The 24,343-nt window shown below is 40.3% G+C and carries 12 protein-coding genes and 1 pseudogene; 4 read left to right on the top strand and 9 right to left on the bottom strand.

Annotated features, from left to right (window positions below; translation table 11 throughout):
• Nucleotides 1-240 precede the first annotated feature (240 nt).
• From BUC12_RS18870 to BUC12_RS18845, 6 genes and pseudogenes are all read right to left on the bottom strand, one after another.
• On the bottom strand, nt 241-1,074 hold the full coding sequence (locus BUC12_RS18870; protein ID WP_062184551.1) for an MBL fold metallo-hydrolase: 834 nt from the start codon (nt 1,072-1,074) through the stop codon (nt 241-243).
• Nucleotides 1,075-1,174: 100 nt separating this feature from the next.
• Entirely contained in the window at nt 1,175-2,050 is an 876-nt protein-coding gene (locus tag BUC12_RS18865) for a helix-turn-helix domain-containing protein (protein WP_062184554.1), read from the bottom strand.
• A gap of 445 nt (nt 2,051-2,495) precedes the next feature.
• Nucleotides 2,496-4,121: a glycoside hydrolase gene (locus BUC12_RS18860; protein WP_062184558.1), complete on the bottom strand. Its 1,626-nt coding sequence runs from the start codon at nt 4,119-4,121 to the stop codon at nt 2,496-2,498.
• 97 nt (nt 4,122-4,218) lie between these two features.
• Nucleotides 4,219-5,797: pseudogene (locus BUC12_RS18855) on the bottom strand (RagB/SusD family nutrient uptake outer membrane protein).
• A gap of 13 nt (nt 5,798-5,810) precedes the next feature.
• Nucleotides 5,811-8,882 (bottom strand): SusC/RagA family TonB-linked outer membrane protein, encoded by a 3,072-nt coding sequence (locus tag BUC12_RS18850; RefSeq protein WP_062184560.1) that lies wholly within the window; start codon nt 8,880-8,882, stop codon nt 5,811-5,813.
• 102 nt (nt 8,883-8,984) lie between these two features.
• Entirely contained in the window at nt 8,985-10,454 is a 1,470-nt protein-coding gene (locus tag BUC12_RS18845) for a hypothetical protein (protein ID WP_062184563.1), read from the bottom strand.
• A gap of 469 nt (nt 10,455-10,923) precedes the next feature.
• Here BUC12_RS18845 and BUC12_RS18840 point away from each other — a divergent pair, with 469 nt between their 5' ends.
• From BUC12_RS18840 to BUC12_RS18825, 4 genes are all read left to right on the top strand, one after another.
• Complete coding sequence (locus BUC12_RS18840) at nt 10,924-14,979, top strand: hybrid sensor histidine kinase/response regulator transcription factor (RefSeq protein ID WP_062184566.1); 4,056 nt, start codon at nt 10,924-10,926, stop codon at nt 14,977-14,979.
• Between the two features lie 108 nt (nt 14,980-15,087).
• Nucleotides 15,088-17,586, top strand: a complete 2,499-nt coding sequence (locus tag BUC12_RS18835; RefSeq protein ID WP_062184570.1) for a sugar-binding domain-containing protein — start codon at nt 15,088-15,090, stop codon at nt 17,584-17,586.
• A 349-nt stretch (nt 17,587-17,935) separates the two neighbouring features.
• Entirely contained in the window at nt 17,936-18,505 is a 570-nt protein-coding gene (locus BUC12_RS18830) for a DNA-3-methyladenine glycosylase I (protein ID WP_062184573.1), read from the top strand.
• A gap of 120 nt (nt 18,506-18,625) precedes the next feature.
• Nucleotides 18,626-20,098 carry a glycoside hydrolase family 10 protein gene (locus tag BUC12_RS18825; protein ID WP_062184576.1) on the top strand — a complete coding sequence of 491 codons (1,473 nt, stop codon included), beginning with the start codon at nt 18,626-18,628 and terminating at the stop codon, nt 20,096-20,098.
• 73 nt (nt 20,099-20,171) lie between these two features.
• Here BUC12_RS18825 and trpS read toward each other — a convergent pair whose 3' ends face one another.
• From trpS to BUC12_RS18810, 3 genes are all read right to left on the bottom strand, one after another.
• Nucleotides 20,172-21,251, bottom strand: a complete 1,080-nt coding sequence (trpS, locus tag BUC12_RS18820; RefSeq protein ID WP_062184579.1) for a tryptophan--tRNA ligase — start codon at nt 21,249-21,251, stop codon at nt 20,172-20,174.
• A gap of 61 nt (nt 21,252-21,312) precedes the next feature.
• On the bottom strand, nt 21,313-22,437 hold the full coding sequence (locus BUC12_RS18815; protein ID WP_062184582.1) for a CapA family protein: 1,125 nt from the start codon (nt 22,435-22,437) through the stop codon (nt 21,313-21,315).
• A 137-nt stretch (nt 22,438-22,574) separates the two neighbouring features.
• A complete protein-coding gene (locus tag BUC12_RS18810) occupies nt 22,575-24,029 on the bottom strand; it encodes a TrkH family potassium uptake protein (RefSeq protein ID WP_062184585.1) in 1,455 nt (484 codons plus the stop codon).
• Between the last annotated feature and the right edge of the window lie 314 nt (nt 24,030-24,343).

Raw genomic sequence — 24,343 nt, 5'->3', positions numbered from 1 at the left:
ATATTTTGTCACTTTTATGAATGCTTTATTATCAGAATTTTAAATCTAATAAAGTGACAAAGGTGACAAAAGTGACACCTTTTTTGATATTTTTTATTTTCCTTGATTCAGAGGCATTGCCGGAGGGGCTGTGTTCAGGTTTATCAATACCGTTAAAGATCGCTTCATAGTATAGATAAATATAAGAAGACCCGGTAAAATCAATTTAATTTCACCGGGTCTTTCGTCTTTGGATGTTTCTTATAGGTTTATTGTTTCTCCGTCATTGGGTATTAGTAGTTTATCGGAGCCTATATTGTATTCTTTGGCTTTCTTCTTCAAAACTTCTCTGGTAGTGAGGCAATGGTCTACTGCATCCATATGTACACCTATTACTTTCGCTTTTCCGCTTTCCTGAATCAGGCTCATAGTCTGGTCTGCATCCATAATGATCGGTGTCGCATCGAAATTAGGCATTAAAGCACCTCCCGAATTAACTACGATATAATCGGGCTGATACTTCTTGATATTCTGATATATTTCTTCTGTCCAGACAGCATCGCCGACTAAATAGATGGTTGGCTGACCGGGTGCTGTGAATACGAATCCCGAAGCATCTCCCATCTGTTCCAATACTTTACCTGTGCCGTGTTGCGCATATGTACGGGTGATTGTTATCCCGTTCCATACGATACTGTTGTCTACAGTTGTTGTATTTCGAAAATCCGTACCTTTAAAATACTCCTTATCGGCAGGTTGATTGAAAAGAGGGATTGATTTGTCGAGTGCTTTTTTTGCGGCATCATCAAAATGGTCTATATGAGTATGTGTTACTAATACTAAGTCCAGATTTTTTGTAATGTCTTCGATGGGAATGATGAGGTCGACTAAAGGAGTTTGCCGTTCGCCCCGGATAGAGCCGAATGCACCTTTTGGTGATAACATAGGGTCGATCAGTATTTTTTGTCCGTTGTAATTAAGTACCAGCGTAGCATGTCTTATTAGTTGAATGCTGGGTTGCTGGGTATTGCCGACTTGTGCAAAAGAAAATGCACAGACCAAGGCTAATGTGATAGTTAAGAATGTTTTTTTCATATTCGAAATCAAATGAAATAAATAGTTATTATGTTTTAGTTTTTCTATTCGGAATCTTTATGCAAAAATAGTTTGTCATTTATTCTCCGCTACTACCAAATCAGGTCGAAGAGGTACCATTTTGATAATCTGATATGAATTCGGATGTGGTTATTCCCGTTTGTGTCTTGAAAAACCTCATCAGGTGGTTGGGTTCCGAAAAGTTAAGTTTGTCTGCTATCTGAGCGATGGTGAGATCGGAGTATATCAGTTCGTTTTTTATTTCGAATAACAATCTTTGCTTCAGTAAGTGGCTGGCTGTTACATTAAATTGGGCTTGTATTGCTTTGTTCAGGGTTATCCGGCTTATACCCAGCATGGAGGTATAGTCTTCGATACGTTGTTTGGCACATACGTGCATATCGAGCAGCTTTCTGTATTGGTAAGCATAATTATTATTGGGCTTCTCCAGCGGAATGTGGTATTCCTGAGCATATTGCCTGTTAAGCTTCAGCAGCAAGTAATAGAGTAATGACCGGATTATGTGTTCACTATCGAATTTCGAATGCTTAAGTTCTGTTTTTATTTCGGCTAATGCTTGTGTGATTTTAGCGATTTCATCATCCGTAACAGTCAGGGCTAACGGATAGTCGAGTTGATAAAAGTAGAGTAACTTGTATGTGAATAGTTTGTCGGCAAAGAAGTCATTTAAAAAATCTTCCTGAAAGAACAGGAATGAAAAGTCCTGGCCTTCTGATTCCAGTTTCCATTCCCTTCTTTGGAATTTCGAAATAAAGACAATTGTGTTATCCTTTATCTCTATCTTTTTTTGGTTCAGGATGAGGCTTCCTTTGCCTTTCCTGAAAAAGAGGATTTCGAACCAATCGGAATTATAAGTTTCAGGATTTAGGTACAGATGTTTTAAATCCATACCTAATCCTACATTTAATAATACTTCAACTCCGCATTCGGTTTTTATGAATTTGAGCGTTTTCAACCTTATGTATTTAATTTATTTGAACCGGTAGTTGAAAAACGTTCTTAATTTTTCTACTATTTACTAACGCGCCTAAAGGCTTGTTCTTCATTTTGCCTTGATGCAAAACGATACAAAAAATCAAGACTGCGCCTGCAAGCCCGACCCGTTACGTGTTCGAAAGCGAAGACAACTAAAATACGTTTAATACAACTGCTATTTGTCTTTTAACGCTTTCTTCTCACAACGGGTATCCCGTGCTTTACGCCGATGTCAGAGCCTGACGGACGCAACAAAGTGCCAATAAGTTTTTGCCTTCTTTTTGCATCAAGGCCAAAAGAATGGATAAGCAATCTCTGATTGCGCGCAGGAATAGGTATTATAATTAAGAACATCTAAGTTAATTACCGATTCTATTTAATTATCCAATTACAAATTAAATAATAATGATTGAAAAATCTCCTTTCTATTTCAAGTTATATACTACTGTCAAAACCGAATTGGATGTAACAAAAATTGCGTTACCGGTATCTTTAACAGACGTTTCTTCCAGATTCTGTGTTTCGCTGGTGGTATAGGTTTTAATTGATTCTATTTCAGCGTTATCACCTAAATCTGCTCTTACATCGTAACGGTTAGAAGACAGATTGGTATACACTGCTACCAGCTTTTTCCCGTCGGGAGAAATATAAGCACTGCCGAATAACTCTTTGGATGTATTAGCCATTTGGAGTTCTACACGTTTGTACTCAGGGCGAATGAAAAGGCTGTAATTACCCAATACCCATAACGTTTTGGTCGCTTCGTGCGTACCGCTTTGGGTGATATCGCCGTAAACACCTCCCGCAGGGGTAACTTTGATCAGCAGAAACCGGTTCTTATGATCCCATCGTTCCAGGTCTAGACTTGTCCAATACGACCATGAAGCAACATTGGCATACACAAGGTCGCAATGTATTACCTTCGACATATACAATGCTATATCCATATACGAAGCCTTGTCATAACCCACAAATTCACTACTGCTATATCCATCGCCCAACATACTCCATTCTGTTTGATAAACTTTCAATCCGGCGGCAGAAGCATTAGAGGCTACACCGCTCCTTACATTAACAAGGGTTTGCCAGTCTCCGTCAGTCCAGTAACTGTGTCCTGCAATGATAGGTGCTACGTGTTTCAGGTCTCCCACATAATTTTCGGAGGCAGCATTAAACAGGTTATTTATTACATCTTTTCTACCGCTGTCTCCGTCTGTCTCATAGAGATATTTCCAATTGGCCGTTTCAGCCAATAATATTTTTGTATCCAGTCCCTTTTCCTCGATGGCTGTATTTATCTCGGTAGTCAGTCTTTTTATCTCGCTGTTCTGCCATCCACTACCTTCCTGTGCCGGGTCGTTCCAGTTATATTGAGGCTCATTTACAGGGCTTATATAATCGAAACTGATCCCTTTGTTGGTTTTGAAATAATCTAGTGCCGATACAATATATTCAGCAAAATCGTCGTACGAATCGTCTTTCAGATTGGAATAGGCTCCCATAGCAGAATACCCTTTGCCATTTTGGGTAAGATATACAGGTGGTGTATTGCTGAACATTACAAATTGTTCGCAACCATAACTTTTCGCTTTATCGAGAAAATATTGCTGCCCGGCTTGTTTTGTCCAGTCCAATGTTCCGTCGGCAGGATTCATAAATGATTCGGCACGGCGTGCAGCGTCTTCGATGCCGCTGGCATCACCCTGTTGGGCTGTACCGCCTCCTAAATTGAAGCGCCATCCCGAAAGTCCGATCCCTTCGGGTTTACCTTCTGCGATATCAGAAGAGAATAACAGCTTGGCAATACTTTCTTTTTCGTTTTCAGACCAATATGTGCCTATATAGTTCGGCGCCCAGCAATCGGAAGCAGCAAAGCTCTCAATGGTCTGGTATGTCTTGCTTAGGTCTATAACAACGTTTTCATTTCCTTCCTCAGTTTCATTTCCGGGATCGGTGCCCGTACCCGGTGCTATTGTAGGATCAGGGTCATCGTTACATGCAACGAAGGAAAAGAGAATGCATGCGGATAATATCAGTTTTATTGTTTTCATAAGGTTATATAATTAATGGGAAAAGAATAATAGTGTGTCCATCAATTTAATATATGAACACACTATTTTCTGTTTTAATGATTAATTATTTTTTTAGTTAGAAGTTCGGATTCTGAGCAATGCTGCCTCCTGATAATAATACTTCGGTATTAGGTATCGGGAACAGTAAATCTCTGTTTTCCTGGAAAGTAATGCCTTTGTTGCTATTCTCTCCCTGATTGGTCAATTCGTACTCGTCTGTCGATTGATACAGGTTATATTGTACGAACGACCCGTTTTCGCCCATAACATTACACAAAGCCTTTTTGCCATTGCTGTCTGTCCAGCGGCGAAGGTCGTAAAGGCGTTGGTTTTCCAGAGCCAGTTCCAGTCTCCGTTCCAACCGGATAGCACTCTTTAATTGTGTACCCGAAGATGTAACTTCCGGCAAGCCTACACGGTCTCTCACTCTTTTCAATGCACGGCGTGCGTCTGTGTCCTGTCCTAACTCATTGGCAGCTTCGGCGTACATCAGTAATACATCGGCAAAACGAAGTAGTCTGTGATTCAGTGGATTGTGATTTTCGTCATATCTTGCAGGTCTCAGGTCATGAGGAATATAATATTTTCTGTTGATACGTGCCGATTTATGCTTACTTGGTGTAATTACATAGTTTTGACCTTCGTCCGTATCATCTCCCGGAACATTGTCTCCATGTTTTACAATTGTCCATTTTAGCCTTTCAGTATCGCCTGCATCAAGAAAAGCCTTTTCCAGATTGCTGGTGGGTAATCCCCACGACCATCCGGAGTCGTCGCGCGATCCTGTGAATACAGGTAAGCGTCCTCCCAGACTATAGCTAAGGTCGGAATTGAACTGAACTTCGAATAATGATTCTATATTGTTGTTGTTCTCTACAGACCATACATCTTTAAACTCGGGGCACAAATCATATTCCTGAGTATCTATAAGATCGCCGAGAATCTCTTCGGCCTCTTTGTATTTTTCCTGATACAAATATGCTTTGCCTAGGAATCCCATGGCTGCACCTTTTGTCGCACGTCCAAGATCGCTCGCGCTATATTCGCTTTTGGTCGGAAGATCGGCAATTGCATCTTTCAGGTCTTGTTCTATCAACTCGTAGGTTTCGGCTATTGTACTGCGTTGTATTCCTTCTACATCGCTGGGTTGCGCCATCTGAAGGACAATAGGTAATCCTCCGAAGTTTTTAACAAGATCGAAATAGTAAAATGCCCGAAGGAATTTAGCTTCGGCTACCATTCTTTTTTTCAGGGTTTCGTTATACTATAGGAGCATCCGGTACATTATTGATTACGATGTTACATCTCAGGATTCCTTTATAACGGTATTGCCAGAAGTTAGATAGTGGCCCGTCTGCTTTCGGGTTACCATAGTGAGCCATTCTCATCCAGTCGCTTTGAGACTGTGTCGTATTACCCATCCAAAGGTCATCTGTAGCCATATCGAATCCCACATAGGGAGCCTGAATCTGCCACCAGTCTTCGAAAAATAAAGCTTGATAGCATCCTGCCACTTGTTTCAGACATTCTTCTTCTGTCTGGAAATAAGTATCCAGATTTTCTTGTCCTAGTACAGGTCTGTCCAGAAAATCGGAACAACTTGCCAGGGAGAGACAGAGCGCTCCGCTTATCATTATTTTCAATATATTTTTCATTGTCAGTTACTGATTAAAAATTAATATTAATGCCGAATAAGAATGTGCGTGGGTTAGGATACGCAATGTTATCTATTCCCGATTCAAGAACGTTGTAAGTTCCATCGTCTTTAGTGGCACTGATAGATGCCCTCTCGGGATCCATTCCCGAATAACTGGTGATGGTAAACAGATTTTGTGCCGAAGCGGATAAACGGATGTCTACGTCTTTCGTGAATTTCTTAGGCAGAGTATATCCTATTTGCAACAGTTTACATCTGAAGTACGATCCGTCTTCTACAAAGAATGAAGATACCGTACGGTAGTTCAGGTTTGCATCTGCATAAGACAGGCGTGGATAATAGTTACTTGTACCTTCGCCATGCCATGCTTTATCATATGCGTCGGCAAATACGTTCTGTCCGTCGGTTCCGGCATAAAGTCCACCTTTGGCGCTGTTGTAAATGTCATTACCAAAAGTTCCGTAGAAGTTAGATACCAGATCGAAGTTCTTGTAACCGAAACGCAGGTTCAAGCCAACCATCAGGTCGGGGAATGCATTACCGATGTAAGTTTTGTCATTAGCATCGATAACCCCATCATTGTTAAGGTCTTTGAATCGGATGTCACCCGGTTGTGCATTCGGTTGAAGAATGTCTCCGTTATTACTCGTATGGCTGTTTATCTCGGTTTGGTTCTGGAATATTCCATCGGCAATGTAGCCATAGAAACGGCTGATCTCACCTCCCGGTACATTCTTTATAATGTAGTCATTGAAGAAACCTCCTGTCAGTATTTCAGAAGTAGTACCAAAGTTTTTGGCTACGTTTTTCACGCTTGAAAGGTTTAGTCCCACTTCGTACTTAAAATCGCGAACCTTGTCTCTCCAGTTAAGGGATACTTCCCATCCTTTGGCTTCCATGCTACCTATATTAGTCCACAATTGCCCGTTCCACATAGGGTAACCCAATATCATCAGGTTTTCTTTCTGGATCAGCATGTCATTCGATTTCTTCCGGTAGATATCGGCTGTCACATCCAGGCGGTTATCGAGGAAACTCACATCTACACCGAGGTTCAGGTCTTCTACAATTTCCCATTTAAGGTTATTGTTACCTATCTGGCCGATAGCGGTTCCTATGTAGCGGTCGCCGTTATATACATAATCTGCTGCACTTATAAGGTTAAGGTATGCGCTTCTTGATATTTGTGCATTACCCACACGTCCCCAACCTGCGCGTATTTTCAGGTTCGAAACAATATCCTGCTCTTTCATGAAAGCTTCTTCCGATACTCTCCATGCTAACGAAGCAGAGGGGAATGTGGCATATCTGTTTGCTGCCGGAAATTTGGAAGAACCGTCCGAACGGATAGATGCTGTTACATAATAACGGTTGTCGTAATTATACATCACACGTCCGAGATAAGAAACGTAAGAATCGTATTCGTTGGTTCCTTTAATTACCATTTGTTCTCCGGTCGCAGCGCTCACATACTGAAGATCTTTCAGGTTACTGGGCACTCCGTCCCTGGAACCTTCGAGCCAATATTTCGCAAACTGTTCCATTGTGAAGCCAGCCATTACATTCAGGTTATGTTTCTCATTGAATGTACGGGTATAGTTCAGCGTGTTTGCCCAGTTCCAGTCTACCCAATGGTCTGAGTTTCTTTTCGCTTTAGCCGACTCATTTTTTTCAAGATTGTCGATGTAAAATTCAGGTGTAAATTCGTCTGTCATTCTGAATCGTGCATTAACCCCGAACTGGGTGCGGAAGATTAATCCTTTTATAGGTTCTATATTGACAAACGGGTTCATTATCATACCATATTCATCGCTGTGCTTGTTCTGACGGGCAACACTTCCCATCGGATTCCATTCCTGATTGTGGTACGAACGCTGGTAATTGTTGTAAGGGTTGCTTACAGACCAGTCTTCTTGAGCTCTGTATACAGGCGTAGAAGGATCCATTTTCATCACTGCCCCAAAAAGATTGGGAGTATCATCCCAGTTTTCGTAACGGGGTGCAAAGTCTATACCGGCTTTTACAATATCGTTGAATTTATATTCGGTGTTGAAACGTCCTGTAATACGTTCCCAGTAGCCGACATCGAATTGTGAGTTCTGGCGGTAATAACCGATACTTCCACTGAAAGTAAACTTGTCGCTACCTCCTTGAAATCCGAGGTTGTAAGATTGAGTATATGCAGCTTTATTAATGGTCTGATCCCACCAATCGGTATCAGAGAAAGAGCTTACTCCTTCAACTGCCCAGTTATCCAACGCTTGTTGTTCATTACCATCGTTGATATAACGCTGTTTGAAAACTTTCTCGTAGGTAGCGGCATTGGCCATATTAGGCTTACTTATAGTCTGTACACCTAAAGATGCATTAAACTGGAACTGGGTTTTACCCTTCGATCCCTTTTTGGTTGTGATCAGTATAACTCCGTTAGAGGCTCTGGTTCCGTATATTGCCGAGGCAGAAGCATCTTTGAGTACTTCCATGCTTTCTATGTCATTTTGATTTAGAAAGTTGATGTTTGTTCCGCTTGACATGGGCACTCCGTCTACAACATATAATGGATCAGAACCGTTGATGGTGGTTACCCCACGGATTATAATGCGTGGATTGTCTCCGGGACCGCCCGAACCGGTAACCTGTACACCGTTGGCTTTTCCCTGCATCGAATAAAGGGCATTACCGGAGGTTATCGATTTTAGGTCGTCGCCTTTTACGGTGGTTATCGAACTGGTAAGGTCGCTCTTCTTCACAACACCGTAACCAATCACTACAACATCTTCCAGCATTTTACTGTCATCCTCTAAAAGAACGTTTATCACAGTATTGGCTCCCACTTTTATTTCTTTTGTGGTAAATCCGATCATCGAGAAGCTGAGTGTACTTCCAACTGTAACATTAGACAAAGTGTAGTTACCGTCGATGTCTGATATTGTACCATTGGTGCCGCCTTTTTCGATGATGGTCACTCCGGTGAGAGGTTCGTTTCCATTTGCCTCTGATACTTTTCCTGTAATGGTAACCTTATTTTGAGCTGCCAAGAAAACAGGTATGATCAGCAATAAGAATATTAAATATTTTCTCATGTTAGATATTTATTTATATTTTTAATTCATATTTTTAATTCATATTTTTAATTCATATTTTTAATTCATATTTTTAATTCATATTTTTAATTCATATTCACTTTACTCACGCACAAGTTTTCCTCTACCGAGGTGAGCATCAAAGTATAATTTGTAAGAGCCTGTTTGCTTAACGGTCGGTTTCGCCCAGTTGTCGAGGGTTGTGTTAGGCTTGGTCCACAGTGGATTTTTAAAATTACCATAGTAGCCAAATGTCTCCGGTTCGTCCGAATCATCTACACGCCATGTGCAATAGTTCCACCAACCATCTGAGTGCCAGTTGTGAATTATGAAATTCATTTTCTCTCCTGCTTCCAATGCCAAAGGAGCTGACAGAGAGTACAGGTGCGGATTGGTAGCATCTTGTTTGAACTTCACTACTTCTTTCGGACTTGAAGTCATATAACCGAAATAGAATTCCTGAAGCCAGCTTCCTCCATCGCCCCATGTATCGAGGCTGACAGAACCGAACTTGTGAGGTACAGGGTCAATCGCATCGGCTATGCTATATGTTTTGATGTTATAAGCGGCAGTTTGTACATTAAATGTAATTTCGTAATATACATTAGCCTGAGTCAGTACAATAGGTTGTGCAATGCTGGGGTCGTCGGTCAGTTTTGTATTATCAACAGGGTCGAGTCCGAAACAAATCGGGGTAAAATCGCTCTTCTGAGGTAAGAAGAAGATTTCGGTACCTGCCTTTTCGTTATAATAATTTGCTTTATATTCATATGCAGCTGTACGCTCTATACGCATCGGCACGCCGAACACATCACTATTCAATTCTTCAACAGTTGCTACATCAGCCAAATACATTTTAGGGAAGTCGGGCATTTCAGAAACAGTAATTATACTATTCTTTACTGTTTCATGTCCCGCTTTATCTACTGCACGTATCTCCAGATTATAAGTCGCCAGTTTGGAAGGCAAAGTCAGAGGATCGTCATATACAAGGGCTTTACCCGAATTGGTAAAGGTGGTAACTTCTTGCGAGTAATCTAATTCGGGAATATTGATATAAACAATACTCAGGGCTTTATCGTCTTCCACAGTAAATTTAATATTCAGGCGGGTTTCCGATTTCAACAGTACGGTGATGTCATTATCCGGAGCAAGAGTAAACACAGGGCTTGTAAAGTCTCCGTCCATTGTTACTGTTATGGTCTCGGTAGTGGTACGTCCGCCGAGGTCGGTAGTCGTAATTTCGAGAGGGAAGTTATCTCCTTCGAGGGTTTTTGCCGTTTTGAATTTGTAACTGAGATCGAATGAATATACAATACTATCTAATGTCAGGTCGATTGTTTTGTCTAATTGAAAAGCAGCATTCTTAAGATTAATAGAGCGAAGTCCGTCTTTATCTTCGATCTTGGCTTCGATAAGAAATTCGCGGCCGGGTTCGGTCTGGATGGTCGATGACGCCAATGAGATAGTGGGGGGCAACCCGTCTACATCAGAATAATCATCATCATCGCTACATCCACTCAATAGGTATAGAAGGATCAGCAATAAGCTAAAACATTTTGTTGTTTTCATGAAATTCAGATTTTAGTTTATAAAATTTAGGTATTTATATTAGATCTATTTTATGTACTTACCCGTGTTCTGTATATACTATGGATATATACAATAATGCGGAAAGCTTATCTGCATCCGGTAACTCTTTTGGTGGATGTAAATAAACTTGCGTGTTATCGGTTATAAGGATAACTTTTGATAAGGATTGTATTGTGACGAACTCTTTTTTGCAAAGAATAAATTGATAGGAAATAATGATTTTTTATTCATGGTATTAATAAAATAAGTTGCAGGTCTATAGGCTAATTATCCAGAGAAGCTTTAACTACAGAGGGCATGGTTAGATTTATGAAGCAAATATATACATTGCGCAGAGACGCATGGATACTCAAAATAATCATTAATGAGAGTTAAATCGGTCAATGATGAAATAGAGGTTCTATATTCTTAAAATAATATTATATTTGATTCTAAATAACATCCAACCATGAAATTAGTTCTCAGTTTAATCTTGTTGACCCTGTCTCTGGCGCCTATTTTTTCTCAGCAATACAACATAAAAAAGCTTAATATGGAGAATGGTATCTCCAGCAATTATGTCATAAGTATTACTCAGGATAAAAAGGGCTTTATATGGTTTGCGACCGAGTCGGGTCTCAACAGGTTCGATGGTAACAGGTTTAAGGTATATAAAAAAAACAACAACCCCGGGAACAATAGTATAAGCGGGAATGAACTCAATAAAGTATATGCCGATACCCATAGCAATACAATATGGATTGCTACTCAACGCGAGGGGCTCGATATGTTCAATTACGAAACGGAGACTTTCACGCATTACAAGCACGATTCGAAAAATCCGCAGGGTATCATAACCAACGATATTACAGATATAACTAATGCTAAAGACGGGAATATCTGGCTTTCGACTTACTATCGGGGCGTCGAGTATTTCGATAAGCAAAAAGAGGTATTTGTACATTACAACCAATCTACTGTTCCCGAAATGGTCAGCGACAATGTATGGTCAGTGACAGAGGACAACAAAGGCTTTTTGTATATAGGGCATGTTTCTTCCGGGCTAAGTGTCTTGTCTCTCAAGGATAAGAAGATAAAGAACTTCAGGTATGACCCCAATAATAAGGAAAGCCTTCCCGGTGATGAGGTAAGGACAATATATGTCGATAAAAACGACAATGTGTGGGTGGGTACAAATAACGGTCTGGCTTTATTTAATACCGAAAAGGGTTCGTTTGTTGTATTCAGGCATGACCCTTTAAATAGCAAGTCGCTTATATCCAACTATGTTTATTCCATAAGCCAAATGGCTGACGGAACGCTTTGGATCGGGACTGAAAAAGGAGGAGTAAGTGTGCTTGATATAAAACAAAGCATGTTTCTGACCTCTCAAAGCGTCTCTTTCCGGAACATTACTTACAGCGACGATAACAGTGGTCTTTCCAATTCCACAATAAGAAGTATTTTTCAGGATTCGTTCAGCAATTTATGGCTTGGAACCTATGGGGGAGGCGTAAATTTTATAAGTAACCATATGCCATATTTCAATACATGGATATACTCTCCCGTATCAAGATCAAACAATATCCTGAACAATTCTATCGCATGGGGTATATCTGCGGATGATGACAACAGGATTTGGGTAGGGACTGATGGCGGGGGTATCAACTTATTCGAAAAAGGAGAAAGAATCCGGATATTTGATAAGAAATCGGATAATATTTCGGATGACGCTATTCTGGCAGCTATTAAAGACTCCGAAAACAACCTGTGGTTCGGTACATTCCGGGGAGGAATAAATATATATGACTACCGAAAGCAAGCATTCTCAATATTCCCTATCGATAATAATAGCCGTGAGATCCGCTGCTTTTATGAAGATAAGGAGAAAAATATGTGGATCGGCTGCAATAATGGTTTGTATCGTTACAATCTGGAGACGAAAGAGGGTAAACTGTTCTCGACAGACAACTCCGATCTGCCCAATAATCTGGTAAGGGCAATATCCAAGGATGAAAAAGGTAATATCTGGATCGGTTTCTTTGGTGAAGGATTGGCTATATTGGATAAGAACCTGAAAGTAGTTAAAACATTTAAAACCGAAGCCGGCTTTCCGTCTAATACGGTTGACCATATATATAAGGATAAAAAAGGACAAATATGGGTTGCGACCGGCGAAGGGCTTGTTTGTTTTCATTCTTCCGGCGATTTAGACCATTATAGTGTCTATAATAAAAACAATGGCTTTGCCGACAGTCATGTACGGGCTATTACCGAAGATAAAGATGGTAATATATGGTTCAGTACCAATGGCGGTATCTGTCGTTTTATTCCCGGTCAAAACCGTTTCTATACTTACGACCATTATAATGGGATACCATTGGGCGATTTTATGAGCGGCTCGGTAACAAGGGATTCGAAAGGCGTAATATACTTTGGGTCTCAGAATGGCCTCTGTTACTTTAATCCCGAACTTGTACCTACTAAAATAGAACTGCCTCCTACAATTATCACCGAATTCAAGATATACGGCAATCAGCAAAACTTATCAGAGAACGAAATAAATATCCCTGTTTCTTCGGATATTGAATTGGCTTATGACCAGAATACATTTAATGTTTCTTTCAATGTTCTGGATTATTCACTCAATCATCAGGTCGATTATACATATATGTTTAAGGGGCTCGAAGATATATGGTATAATACACAGGGCGAAAATTCCGTGACATTCCGTAATATCCCTCCCGGAACATACGAACTGCTGGTAAAATCGAGAGTGAAGAATCAGGAATGGTCAAATAATGTTACAACACTCAAAATTGTGGTGCATCCTCCATTTTGGCTTACGTGGTGGGCAAAGGGTCTGTACTTTATAATTTCCCTTACTATAGCATACTTTATATTGCGCTTTTATAAACGTAAGCTTAATCTCGAAAACTCTTTGGTTCTCGAGAAGAAAAACCGTTTGCAGGAATTGGAACTGAATAACGAAAGGCTCCGCTTTTTCACCAACATTACCCATGAACTGCGTACCCCGCTGACATTGATACTCGGCCCATTGGAAGATATGCAGGAAGACCCCGGACTGGGCGAGAAGTATTCTTCCAAAATATCGGTTATACACAGAAGTGCAACACGGTTATTGAGCCTTATAAATCAGATACTGGAGTTTAGGAAAACCGAAACCCAAAACAAAAAGCTGTGTGTATATAAGGATGATATATCGAAACTGATACAGGAAGTAGGGCTGAGGTATAAAGAGCTGAACACGAATAAACGTATTTTATTTAGTGTATCGGTTGAAACTCAGAATACCGTTCTGTATTACGATCCCGATATTGTTGTTACTGTTTTGGAAAACCTGTTGTCCAATGCCTTCAAATATACGGTAAAGGGTCAAATCACTCTTGTGTTGAGAGATATAACCGAAAATGACACTAATTATACCGAGATTGAGGTAAAAGATACCGGAAGAGGTATTCCTGCCGATTCCGTAGATAAGATATTCGACCGGTATTATCAGGCGGAGAAAGAAAAACAGATATCGGGTACAGGTATCGGTCTGGCTCTTGTGCACAACCTTGTATCCATACATCAGGGACAGATATATGTCGATAGTATGCAGGGGGAGGGAACATCTTTCCGCTTCAGGATAATAACGGATAATACATATCCCGAAGCCTTACATATGGAATCGGGCACTACCACAGTGCCGTCAGAGTATACCGAAAAAGAGAATACCGATACTAAAGATTCTAAACAAATAATACTGGTTGTAGAAGACAATGCCGATATCAGGGAATATATATATAACTCTTTGTCGGAACAGTATAAGATTTATACGGCCGAGAACGGAAAAAAAGGGCTAAAAGAAGCCCTCACTTATATCCCCGATATTATTATAAGTGATATTATGATGCCCGAGATGGACGGGTTTGAGCTGAGTAAAATACTGAAAGAAGATGTGCGGACAAGCCATATCCCGATTATCCTGCTTACAGCCAAAGATTCGATACATGACCGGACCGAAGGTTATAATATCGGAGTAGATTCATATATAACCAAGCCTTTCAGTACAAGTTTATTGGATAGCCGTATCACGAATATTCTGGAGTCGAGACGGAAAATAGCAGAGCAGATTACTAAGAATTCGATAGATAAAAATGCTATCATGATAGATTCGCTCAGTAAAATAGATAACGAATTTATAGGCAAAGTGACTTCTATAATAGAAGAGAATCTGGATTCGGATAAGATTGATGTAACATTCATTGCCGAAAAGATGAATATGAGCCATTCTACCTTATACCGGAAGATCAAAGCTCTTTCCGGTATGTCGGCCAATGAATTTATCCGAAAGGTAAGGATACGTAATGCCGAACAATTATTGCTGACCGGAAAGTATACCATCTCGGAAATATCTTATATAGTAGGGATTAACAGTATAACTTATTTCCGCCAATGTTTTAAGGAAGAATTTGGCTTGACACCTTCCGAATACATAAAGCATATAATGAAAAAATAATACATGTGACGGATTTAACTACCTAACTTGCCCAATTTAATGGCTGTTGTATTGTAGCATATAGCTTATTTTTGTTTTCGTGAAAAACAATCAAACCAGAAATATATCATGAAAATTACGAAATTATTATTACTTTCGGTGTTATCCCTTCTCGCCTTGCCGCTGATGGCACAGGTGTCCTTTGGGCAACCCGAGAAAATCAATTCTTCATGGAAGTTTTCCCTGTCAGATAACTCCGAGTTCGGATCGCCTCAATACGACGATTCTAAATGGAAAACAGTGGAGCTTCCTCACGACTGGAGTGTAAAAGGGCAACTCAGCCCGACTCTTGCCAGTGCCACAGGATATCTGCCCGGCGGAATAGGATGGTATCGAAAAACGATTAATATTCCGAAAGAAAAACAGAATGAAAAGCTGTATATCTATTTTGAAGGAGTATATAACCGTAGCGAAGTATTCGTAAACGGGCAGTCGGTCGGAAAACGTCCTAACGGATATATATCTTTCATGTACGATATCACATCATATATCAAGTATGGAGAGGATAATACTATAGCTGTGCGTGTAGACCATAGCCAATCGGCTGATTCGAGATGGTATACAGGTTCGGGTATTTATAGGGATGTATGGTTAGTGTATGCTAATCCGGTACATATAGCCCAATGGGGTGTATATGCGTATCCGGAAATGGATAAAAATAACGGAACATTGAATCTGGAAGTGGATGTTGAAAACAATTCAGATGCTAATTCCAGCTTGACAATCATACATGATCTGATAGCGCCCGGAAATAAATCGGTAGCCAAAAGTTCTAACAAACTGAGTGTTGCAGCAAATCAGAAGGCTAAATCGACAACAAGCCTGAAAGTGAAAAATCCACTTTTATGGAGTTTGGACAATCCGCAGCAATACATCCTTAAGACTACGGTGCTGAAGGACAATAAAATAATAGACTCGACCACTACATATACAGGTTTCCGTACTCTGACATTCGACCCTAACAAGGGTTTCGCTCTAAATGGCGAATGGATGAAGGTAAAAGGTGTATGTATTCACCACGATGCAGGAGTATTAGGATCGGCAGTTCCCCGCGATGTATGGAGAAGAAGATTGCTGACACTGAAAGAGGTTGGATGTAACGCAATCCGTACAAGCCATAACCCGCAAGCTCCCGAACTGTATGAATTATGCGACGAACTGGGGCTTTTGGTTCTGAATGAGGCGTATGACGAATGGGAGTTTCCTAAACGCAAATGGCTTGAAGGCTGGAATGTAGGAACACCCGGATTTCAGGGGGCTTTTGATTTCTTTGAAGAGTGGGGCGAAAAAGATTTGGCCGATTTGGTACTTCGCGACCGCAATCATATTTCAATATTCGCATGGAGCATAGGTAATGAAGTGGACTACCCTAACGATCCTTATTCGCATCCCGTATTAGACGGAGGAAAAAATACAGGCTTTACTCAGGCAATGTTTGGAGGATATAAGAAAAGTGCTCCCGATGCAATGCGTCTCGGAGATATCGCTAAACGTTTGGTTGCTGTAGTTAAAAAATATGACAAATCACGTCCTACAACAGCCGGACTTGCTGGTGTAGCTATGTCGAATGAAACCGAATATCCGGGGGCATTGGATATAGCAGGGTATAATTATACCGAGAACAGATATACAACCGATCACCAAAAGTATCCTAACAGAGTGATCTATGGTAGTGAAAACAGGCACGATCTTGAAGCTTGGCTTGCAGTGAGGGATAACGAGCATATATTCGGACAATTCCTTTGGACGGGTATCGATTACCTTGGCGAGTCGGGAAGATGGCCGTCAAGAGGATTTTATTCAGGCTTACTCGATTTTGGAGGGTTTATCAAACCTCGCGGATATTTCCGCCAGTCTTTATGGTCGGATAAACCGATGGCTTATCTGGGAACTTATCCGACACCGGGTAAAGGAAGCAAGAGTCAGATGAAAGATGTATGGTCTCAACTCGATGCTGAAAATGAAGGTAACAGTTATGTGGAAAAAACTCCGTCGATGGACGCATGGCCTATCTGGAATTACGAGGAAGGACAATCGATACGTGTAGTATGTTATACGAATGCAGCTAAGGCGAAACTGATGCTAGATGGAAAAGAAGTAGGACAAACCAAAGACTATGATCAGGCTACAGGGATTATCTATTGGGATATTCCTTACCAAAGCGGGAAGTTGGAAGTTATCGGTTTAGGTAAAAATAATGAAGAAGTATCCCGCTATTCGATTCAATCGTCGACACGCCCGTTTGCGATCAAAGTATTGTCTGCCGAAAAAGTAATATCAAAAAATGACGGGCTCGCACAAATTGTATTACAGGTAGTAGATGAAAACGGTATACCTGTAATGCTATCCGACAATGAAATTACATGCCGTATTGCGGGGCCTGCGAGACTACTGGGCATGGAAGCCAGTAATAATGAAGACATGAGCGATTATACCGATAATGCACACCGGGTTTATCATGGACGTATTCTTACTTACATCAAGTCGACTGGAAAGGAAGGACAGATTAAAGTTCGTTTCTCATCCCCTTGGTTGAAACCGGTTGAAACGGTTATAGATGTGAAATAAATGACCGTTATCCGAAGTTAAAAAAAGTCCCTTATTTTCTTAACATATTAAAGTGCCTGCTCCGAATTAGAGATAATTTAGGGCGGGCATTTTTTTATGTAGTAAGTTTCGTAGTATATTTATCGTCGAATTCAAAAAAATAAGAACCTGTTTAAATTTTATAGCACATCTTTTTTATAGGTACTTTTAGATGGATTTTGTTATTTTTACTAGCAGGTTTAGCCTGCTAAACCCAAAGAAAAAAAGAGCAAAAGACACTAAAAAGAGCATAAAAAAGGGGCTAAGGATATTTATCAGATTCTATCATAGTAATATTTTTCGCTAAAATTTAAATAGTTTCTAATTCTTTATGGCAGAATCTAATGTTGTGCGCTGCGGTTGGTGCGGCACAGATACCCTTTATATAAAATATCACGACGAAGAGTGGGGAAAACTTGTAACAGACGATAATACCTTATTCGAGTTTCTTGTACTCGAAAGCGCTCAGGCCGGCTTGAGCTGGATAACAATACTACGGAGAAGGGAAGGATACCGGAAAGCTTTTGCCGGTTTTGATTTCCGGAAAATAGCCCAATTCAAAGAAAAAGATGTCGAACGCCTTATGTCGGATGAAGGAATTATTCGTAATCGGTTGAAGATACAGTCAACTATTACCAACGCTCAAGCGTTTATACAAATACTGAACGATTTCGGGAGCTTTAGTGATTACCTGTTTTCCTATTTTCCGGACAGAAAACCTGTTGTAAATCATTGGAAAAGCTTAGATGAGGCTCCTGTATCCACACCTATATCGGATGCTATAAGCAAGGATATGAAGAAACGGGGATTCAAATTTTTCGGTACAACCATCTGTTATGCTTATCTGCAGGCTACAGGTTATGTTGACGACCATTTGGTGGATTGTATCTGCAGAAAATAAGTTTTTTTTGTTCCTGCTAAGCAAAAGGGAATATTTAATGTAGTATATTATGGTTATAACTAACAGTGATAGTTATGCTTAGGTGGATAATGAATAGTTCCGTGAACTTAATTTTTTTATATGAAGTTTGTTAAATATCTACTGTCTTTAATTTTTCTTAGTTTACTATTTAATCCGTCAAAAGCTCAGGATAAAGCACAGGAGGTACGTGCGGTATGGTTTACCACTAACTGGAACCTCGATTGGCCTTCTCCCGGAAAAAGTGCCGAAGATCAAAAAAAAGAACTGTGTCGTTTACTTGATGAGTTACAGCGGTCTAATATCAATACGATATTCTTTCAGGCACGTATAAGGGGCGATGTTTTTTATAAATCGGATATAGAACCGTGGAGCCCTTACTTTAAAAAAGATATAACCGTCGGATCATATGCTCCGTACGATCCGTTGGCATATGCGATACAGGAAGCCCATAAGCGGGGCATAGAGTGTCATGCATGGGTAGTGACCTTCCCTTTGGGTACACCTAAGCAGGTAAAAGCGCAGGGACGCCAGTCGGTAGTTGCAAAATATCCCAAGATGACAAAACTGCATCAGGGCGAATGGTATCTCGATCCCGGAAACCCCGACACACGCACTTATTTGCTAAGGATAGTAAACGAGATAGTCAGTAATTACGATATAGACGGTATCCAGTTCGATTATATCCGTTATCCCGAATCGGCTACTAAATTTCCGGATAAAGATACTTTTGCCAAATACGGAGGAAGCAAATCTCTGAAAGAGTGGCGGCGGAATAATATTACGGCACTTGTAACCGATATACATGACCTTGTGAAAAAGAAAAAGCCCTGGGTACAGATAAGCTGTAGCCCGATAGGGCGTTACCGGAACTTAGACCCGATGCGCGGTCGTTGGACAGCTTACGAAAGTGTGCATCAGGATGCAGGATTATGGTTACAGAAAGGGCTGATGGATGCTGTTTATCCTATGTTATACTACAACGAACCAGATTTTGATAAACATGTCGATGACTGGATAAGTATGAGCGAAGGACGGATGGTTGTGCCCGGGCTCGGAGTTTACCGGCTCTTGCCATCGGAAGGAGATTGGAAAATTCAGGATATAACTTCACAGATAGATTATACACGCAAGAGTGAGAGTAGGGGACAGGCTTTTTACCGTGCAGCTAATGTTCTCGATAACCTAAAAGGTATCCGCGAAGCATTGAAAGGATATTACAAGTATCCGGCTAAACTACCTCCGATGACATGGTTGGATAACGAAGCACCTAATTCACCATTGGATATGCAGGTTTACAGAGATTCGAACGGATATACTGCTATCGAATGGAAATCGTCGAACGAATCGGAAGGGCAGACATATACGGTTTACGAAACATCCACTGAGGATTGTGACATTAATAATGCTGCTTCTGTCGTGATGACAGGTATCAGGGGGAATAAAATCTATCTGGATACGGAAGATGCCGAACGGGGTGTTTATTATACAGTTACAGCATCAGATCGTTTTCATAACGAGAGTGTGCCTTGCTTTCCTGTATTTTATATCTTATCGAAGAATTTGGAAAAATAATATTGTAAGAAGAAATATCAAGGGACGAAAGATTCTATCTTTCGTCCCTTGTTTTATTCTGGTATATCGAAACTTACTTCTTGTTAACGAACAAGTCTCTGTATGATTCTCCTTCAAAATAGTTAATACCTATAGCAGCTTTCACTTCAGCCAGAGTTTGATTGGTGTATTCAATCGCAGCCTTTGTTCCGTCTTCGATCATTTGGAATACTTCGGGTTTCCGTTGCTCGTAATCTTCACGGCGTGTTCTGATAGGTAAGAGAACTTCCTGCATGATTTCGTTCAGTACTCGTTTGATTTTTACATCTCCCAGGCCACCACGGCGATAATGGTCTTTCATCTCATCGAGAGTGGCGTAATCGGTACAATGTTTTTTGAATAATTCTTCGGTCGAGAATACATCTAAATATGTGAATACAGGATTTCCTTCTACTTTTCCCGGATCTTCCACTCGCAGGTGGTTAGGATCGGTAAACATACCCATTACTTTTTTCTTTATCACATCTTCTTTGTCCTTCAGATAGATACAATTACCTAATGACTTGCTCATTTTGGCATTCCCGTCTGTTCCTACCAAACGTTGAGCAGTAACATTGTCAGGTAATATAGCTTCCGGCTCAACAAGTACTTCTTTGTATGTACGGTTGAATGACGATACTATATCGCGTGTTTGCTCGATCATCGGCAGCTGATCGTTCCCTACAGGTACATAATGAGCTTTGAATGCCGTAATATCGGCAGCCTGACTGATGGGGTAAGTCATGAATCCGACAGGAATATCCCGTTGAAAGTTTCTCAATTGAATTTCGGTCTTGATAGTTGGGTTACGTTCCAGACGAGCCATTGTTACCAGATTCGAATAATACATCGGTAATTCGAACAATGCAGGAATACATGATTGTATCAGGAATGTAGTTTTGTCGGGCTCAAGACCTACAGCCAGATAATCCAATACAACCTCCATGATGTTTTCACGGATTTTTTCCGGATTTTCGGCATTATCGGTAAGTGCTTGTAAGTCGGCTATCAATATAAACTGTTTGTATAGTCCGGTGTTTTGCAGCTCAACTCTTTTCTTTAGCGAGCCTACATAGTGCCCGAGGTGCAATGGGCCTGTCGGCCTGTCTCCTGTCAGGATTATTTTTTTTTCCATCTAAGTGTTTAAGTATATTTTGATTTTTTGTTTCCTAGTTAAAACTTAACTACAAAGTTAATCAATTTTTTGCTGACAACGAATCTGTCTGTAATATTGTCGGTTCGGATTTAATCCATAGGCTTTCGATCGCTTTACGGGCAGTTTTTGCGAAAGTAGCCATTCGCAGGTAATTGGTTTTACCTAGTTTTTCTTCGCCTTCGGCATTCTCGTATTCCTCTACAGGTAATAGTTGAAATTGAGTTTTTCCATCTTCCAGAGGTTTATATACCCATACCAGCGAATAAGTACAATTGTTGATATGTATCTGGTTATTATTGTCTTTACTAATCTCTATTTTTACCATCATACCTCCGTCGGTATTTACGGCTTTCATTCCTGATATGAGGTTTCCTAAAGAATATACGATGATATTCTCTATCGAATCGCCTTTCTGCCGGATATCTATCGGTTGCACCACATGCGGATGCGATCCTATAACGAGCCGTACGCCGTTCTTAATAAGAAAATCGGCAAGGGATTTTTGTTCTGCATTGTGCTTTAGTTTGTATTCGTATCCCCAATGCATATTTGCAATGATAATATCGGGTTGCATCCGTTTCAGGGTATTAATATCCGTGAGTATTTGTTTTTTATCGGTATAGTTTACAATGTTGGGCGATTGCACCTCTATTCCGTTCGTATCATAAGTATAGTTAAGCAGTCCGATACGGATACCGTTCTTTACAACCACCATAGGGTAGAGCAGGTCTCTTTTCTCCTTATCTGCATAAGTCCCCAGATGCCTCACCTGCATTGAGTCGAGCATCATAATAGTGCGTTCAACACCCTTTTTCCCTTTATCTAAAGAATGATTGTTCGCCGTAAGGAAAATATTGAATCCGGCATCTTTCAAAGCATATGCAAAGGCATCAGGCGAGCCGAAACTTGGATATCCTGTATAAGCCCGTCCCGGCAGGGTTGTTTCAAAATTAACAATGGCTATATCTACTGAATCTATTTGAGGTTTTATTTGAGCAAAGTATTTCGAATAGTCGTATCCGTCTTTCGTTTTTGCTGCATCCAACTGCGACTTATGCTGCATGGCATCCCCGGCAAAAAGTAAACTAACCTTTTTATTTGTTTGTCCGTTTATATTACAGAGAAACAGTAGAGCTGTGAATAAAGTGGAGATAAAATATTTCATATGATCCGAGAGTGAGTAATATGTTGAGTTGAACACTGTTTATCGGGTCGTAAGATATAAAAAAGAATTTAATGTTATCTTAACCAAGACTGCACTTGTGATGTTTACGGGAGAAAATAGAGAGATGGTTTGTATTCTTATTTTCGCCAGAATGCAGGCATAAACAGAGATAATACAGTAAATAATTCGAGACGTCCGGTAAGCATCAGAAACGATAAGTACCATTTGGCAACGTCCGAAATATTAGCAAAATGCCCGCTTTCGCTAAGGCTTCCCAGTCCGACATTTCCCATACATGATACAGATGCGGTAATAGCATCTTCGAATCCGATACCGGTTAATGATAATACAAGGAAACTGATAAATAGTATGAGTAAGTATAGAAATATAAATGCGAGTATCTTTGTCACCACATCTACAGGCAATACCTGATTGTTGATTCGTACCGGAAGTACAGCATTCGGATGCACTTGCAGCTTGAATTCGTTGATGGCATTCTTAAACAATACAACTACGCGGATTACTTTTATTCCCCCCGAAGTAGAACCTGCGCAGGCGCAGATCATCATCAGTAAATAAATCAGGAACATATAGAAAGGCCCCCAGCTCGTAAAATCGGCGGTCGAAAATCCGGTAGTTGTGATGGCTGATGTTACTTGGAAAAGCGATGTCCGGAAGGCATTTTCGGCAATATTTATCTGTCCCGAAAGAATCAAACCGACGGTGATTATTATGGTGAAAGAGAGGTAAATGCCGAAATACCAGCGTACTTCTTCGTCTTGAAGCAATCTTTTGGGTTTTCCTCTTAAAAGAAAGTATAATAAGGAAAAGTTGATGCCGCCCACGACCATAAAAATACTGATTACGTATTCCACATACGGTGAGTTCCAATAAGCGATACTGGCCTGTTTGGTAGAAAAACCTCCGGTCGAAGCAGTAGATAAGGCGTGACAAATTGCATCGAATGCATTCATCGGGCCTAGCCAAAGCAAAAAGGCGATCAGGGCGGTTATAAATATATAAGTAAACAATAGCCTTTTTGCGATTTGTGTAATACGTGGCTGAAAACGTTCCCTCACAATTCCGGTAGTTTCGGCATCGAACAAAAATGAAGCATTTCCACCGATAATCGGTAGTACAGCCAATGCAAAAACAACAATTCCGAGACCTCCTACCCATTGAGTCAGGCATCGCCAGAATAGTAGTCCTAACGGGATTACATCCACATCCGGAATTATAGTTGAACCGGTAGTTGTGAATCCAGACATGGTCTCGAAGTATGCATCGCTGATTTTAGGTATAACTCCGCTTATATAAAAAGGTAGCATACCGAAGGCTGATAATATGACCCACGATATAGACACTACCAGGAAACCTTCGCGTTTACCAATAATCTTTTCCCGGGTTTCAACACCTAATAGGCGAAGCATCACACCAATGACTATTGTTATGGATGCACTAATAAGAAAGGCATCGCCGCTTAGCTCATGATAATAAAACGAGATGGCAGCCGATAGCATTAGTAGTAGGGATTCTATAATGAGCAGGAACCCGATCGTTTTAAATATGAATCGAAAATTAAAATTTTCCATTTTAGCGTACCTATTACTAGCCGTTCTCGTTATAACTGGATTTGTTTTTGCAAAGATAGTATAAAAGAAATTTGAACTACATAAATATAAAATATGTAATTAAAGGAAAGGCTTATTTTGTTTGTAATTCTAGATATCTATGAATATGGAGATTTCTTTTGTAAAAAAGAGTTAAGCTATTTGCTAGATATTCTACTAGTTACGATATCGTTACGATTTTCTCTTAAAAAAACCTCATAAAATATTTGGAATGGAAGGGTAAGTGTATTACTTTTGCACTCGCTTTAAAACCGAGAGTGGTAATAAAGAAAAGA

The organism is Indolivaga macrotermitis, assembly GCF_900128985.1.
Taxonomy (GTDB): Bacteria; Bacteroidota; Bacteroidia; order Bacteroidales; family Dysgonomonadaceae; genus Dysgonomonas_A; species Dysgonomonas_A macrotermitis.
The sequence above is the reverse complement of the archived record's forward strand: the minus strand, read 5'-3'. Positions and strand labels throughout refer to the sequence as shown.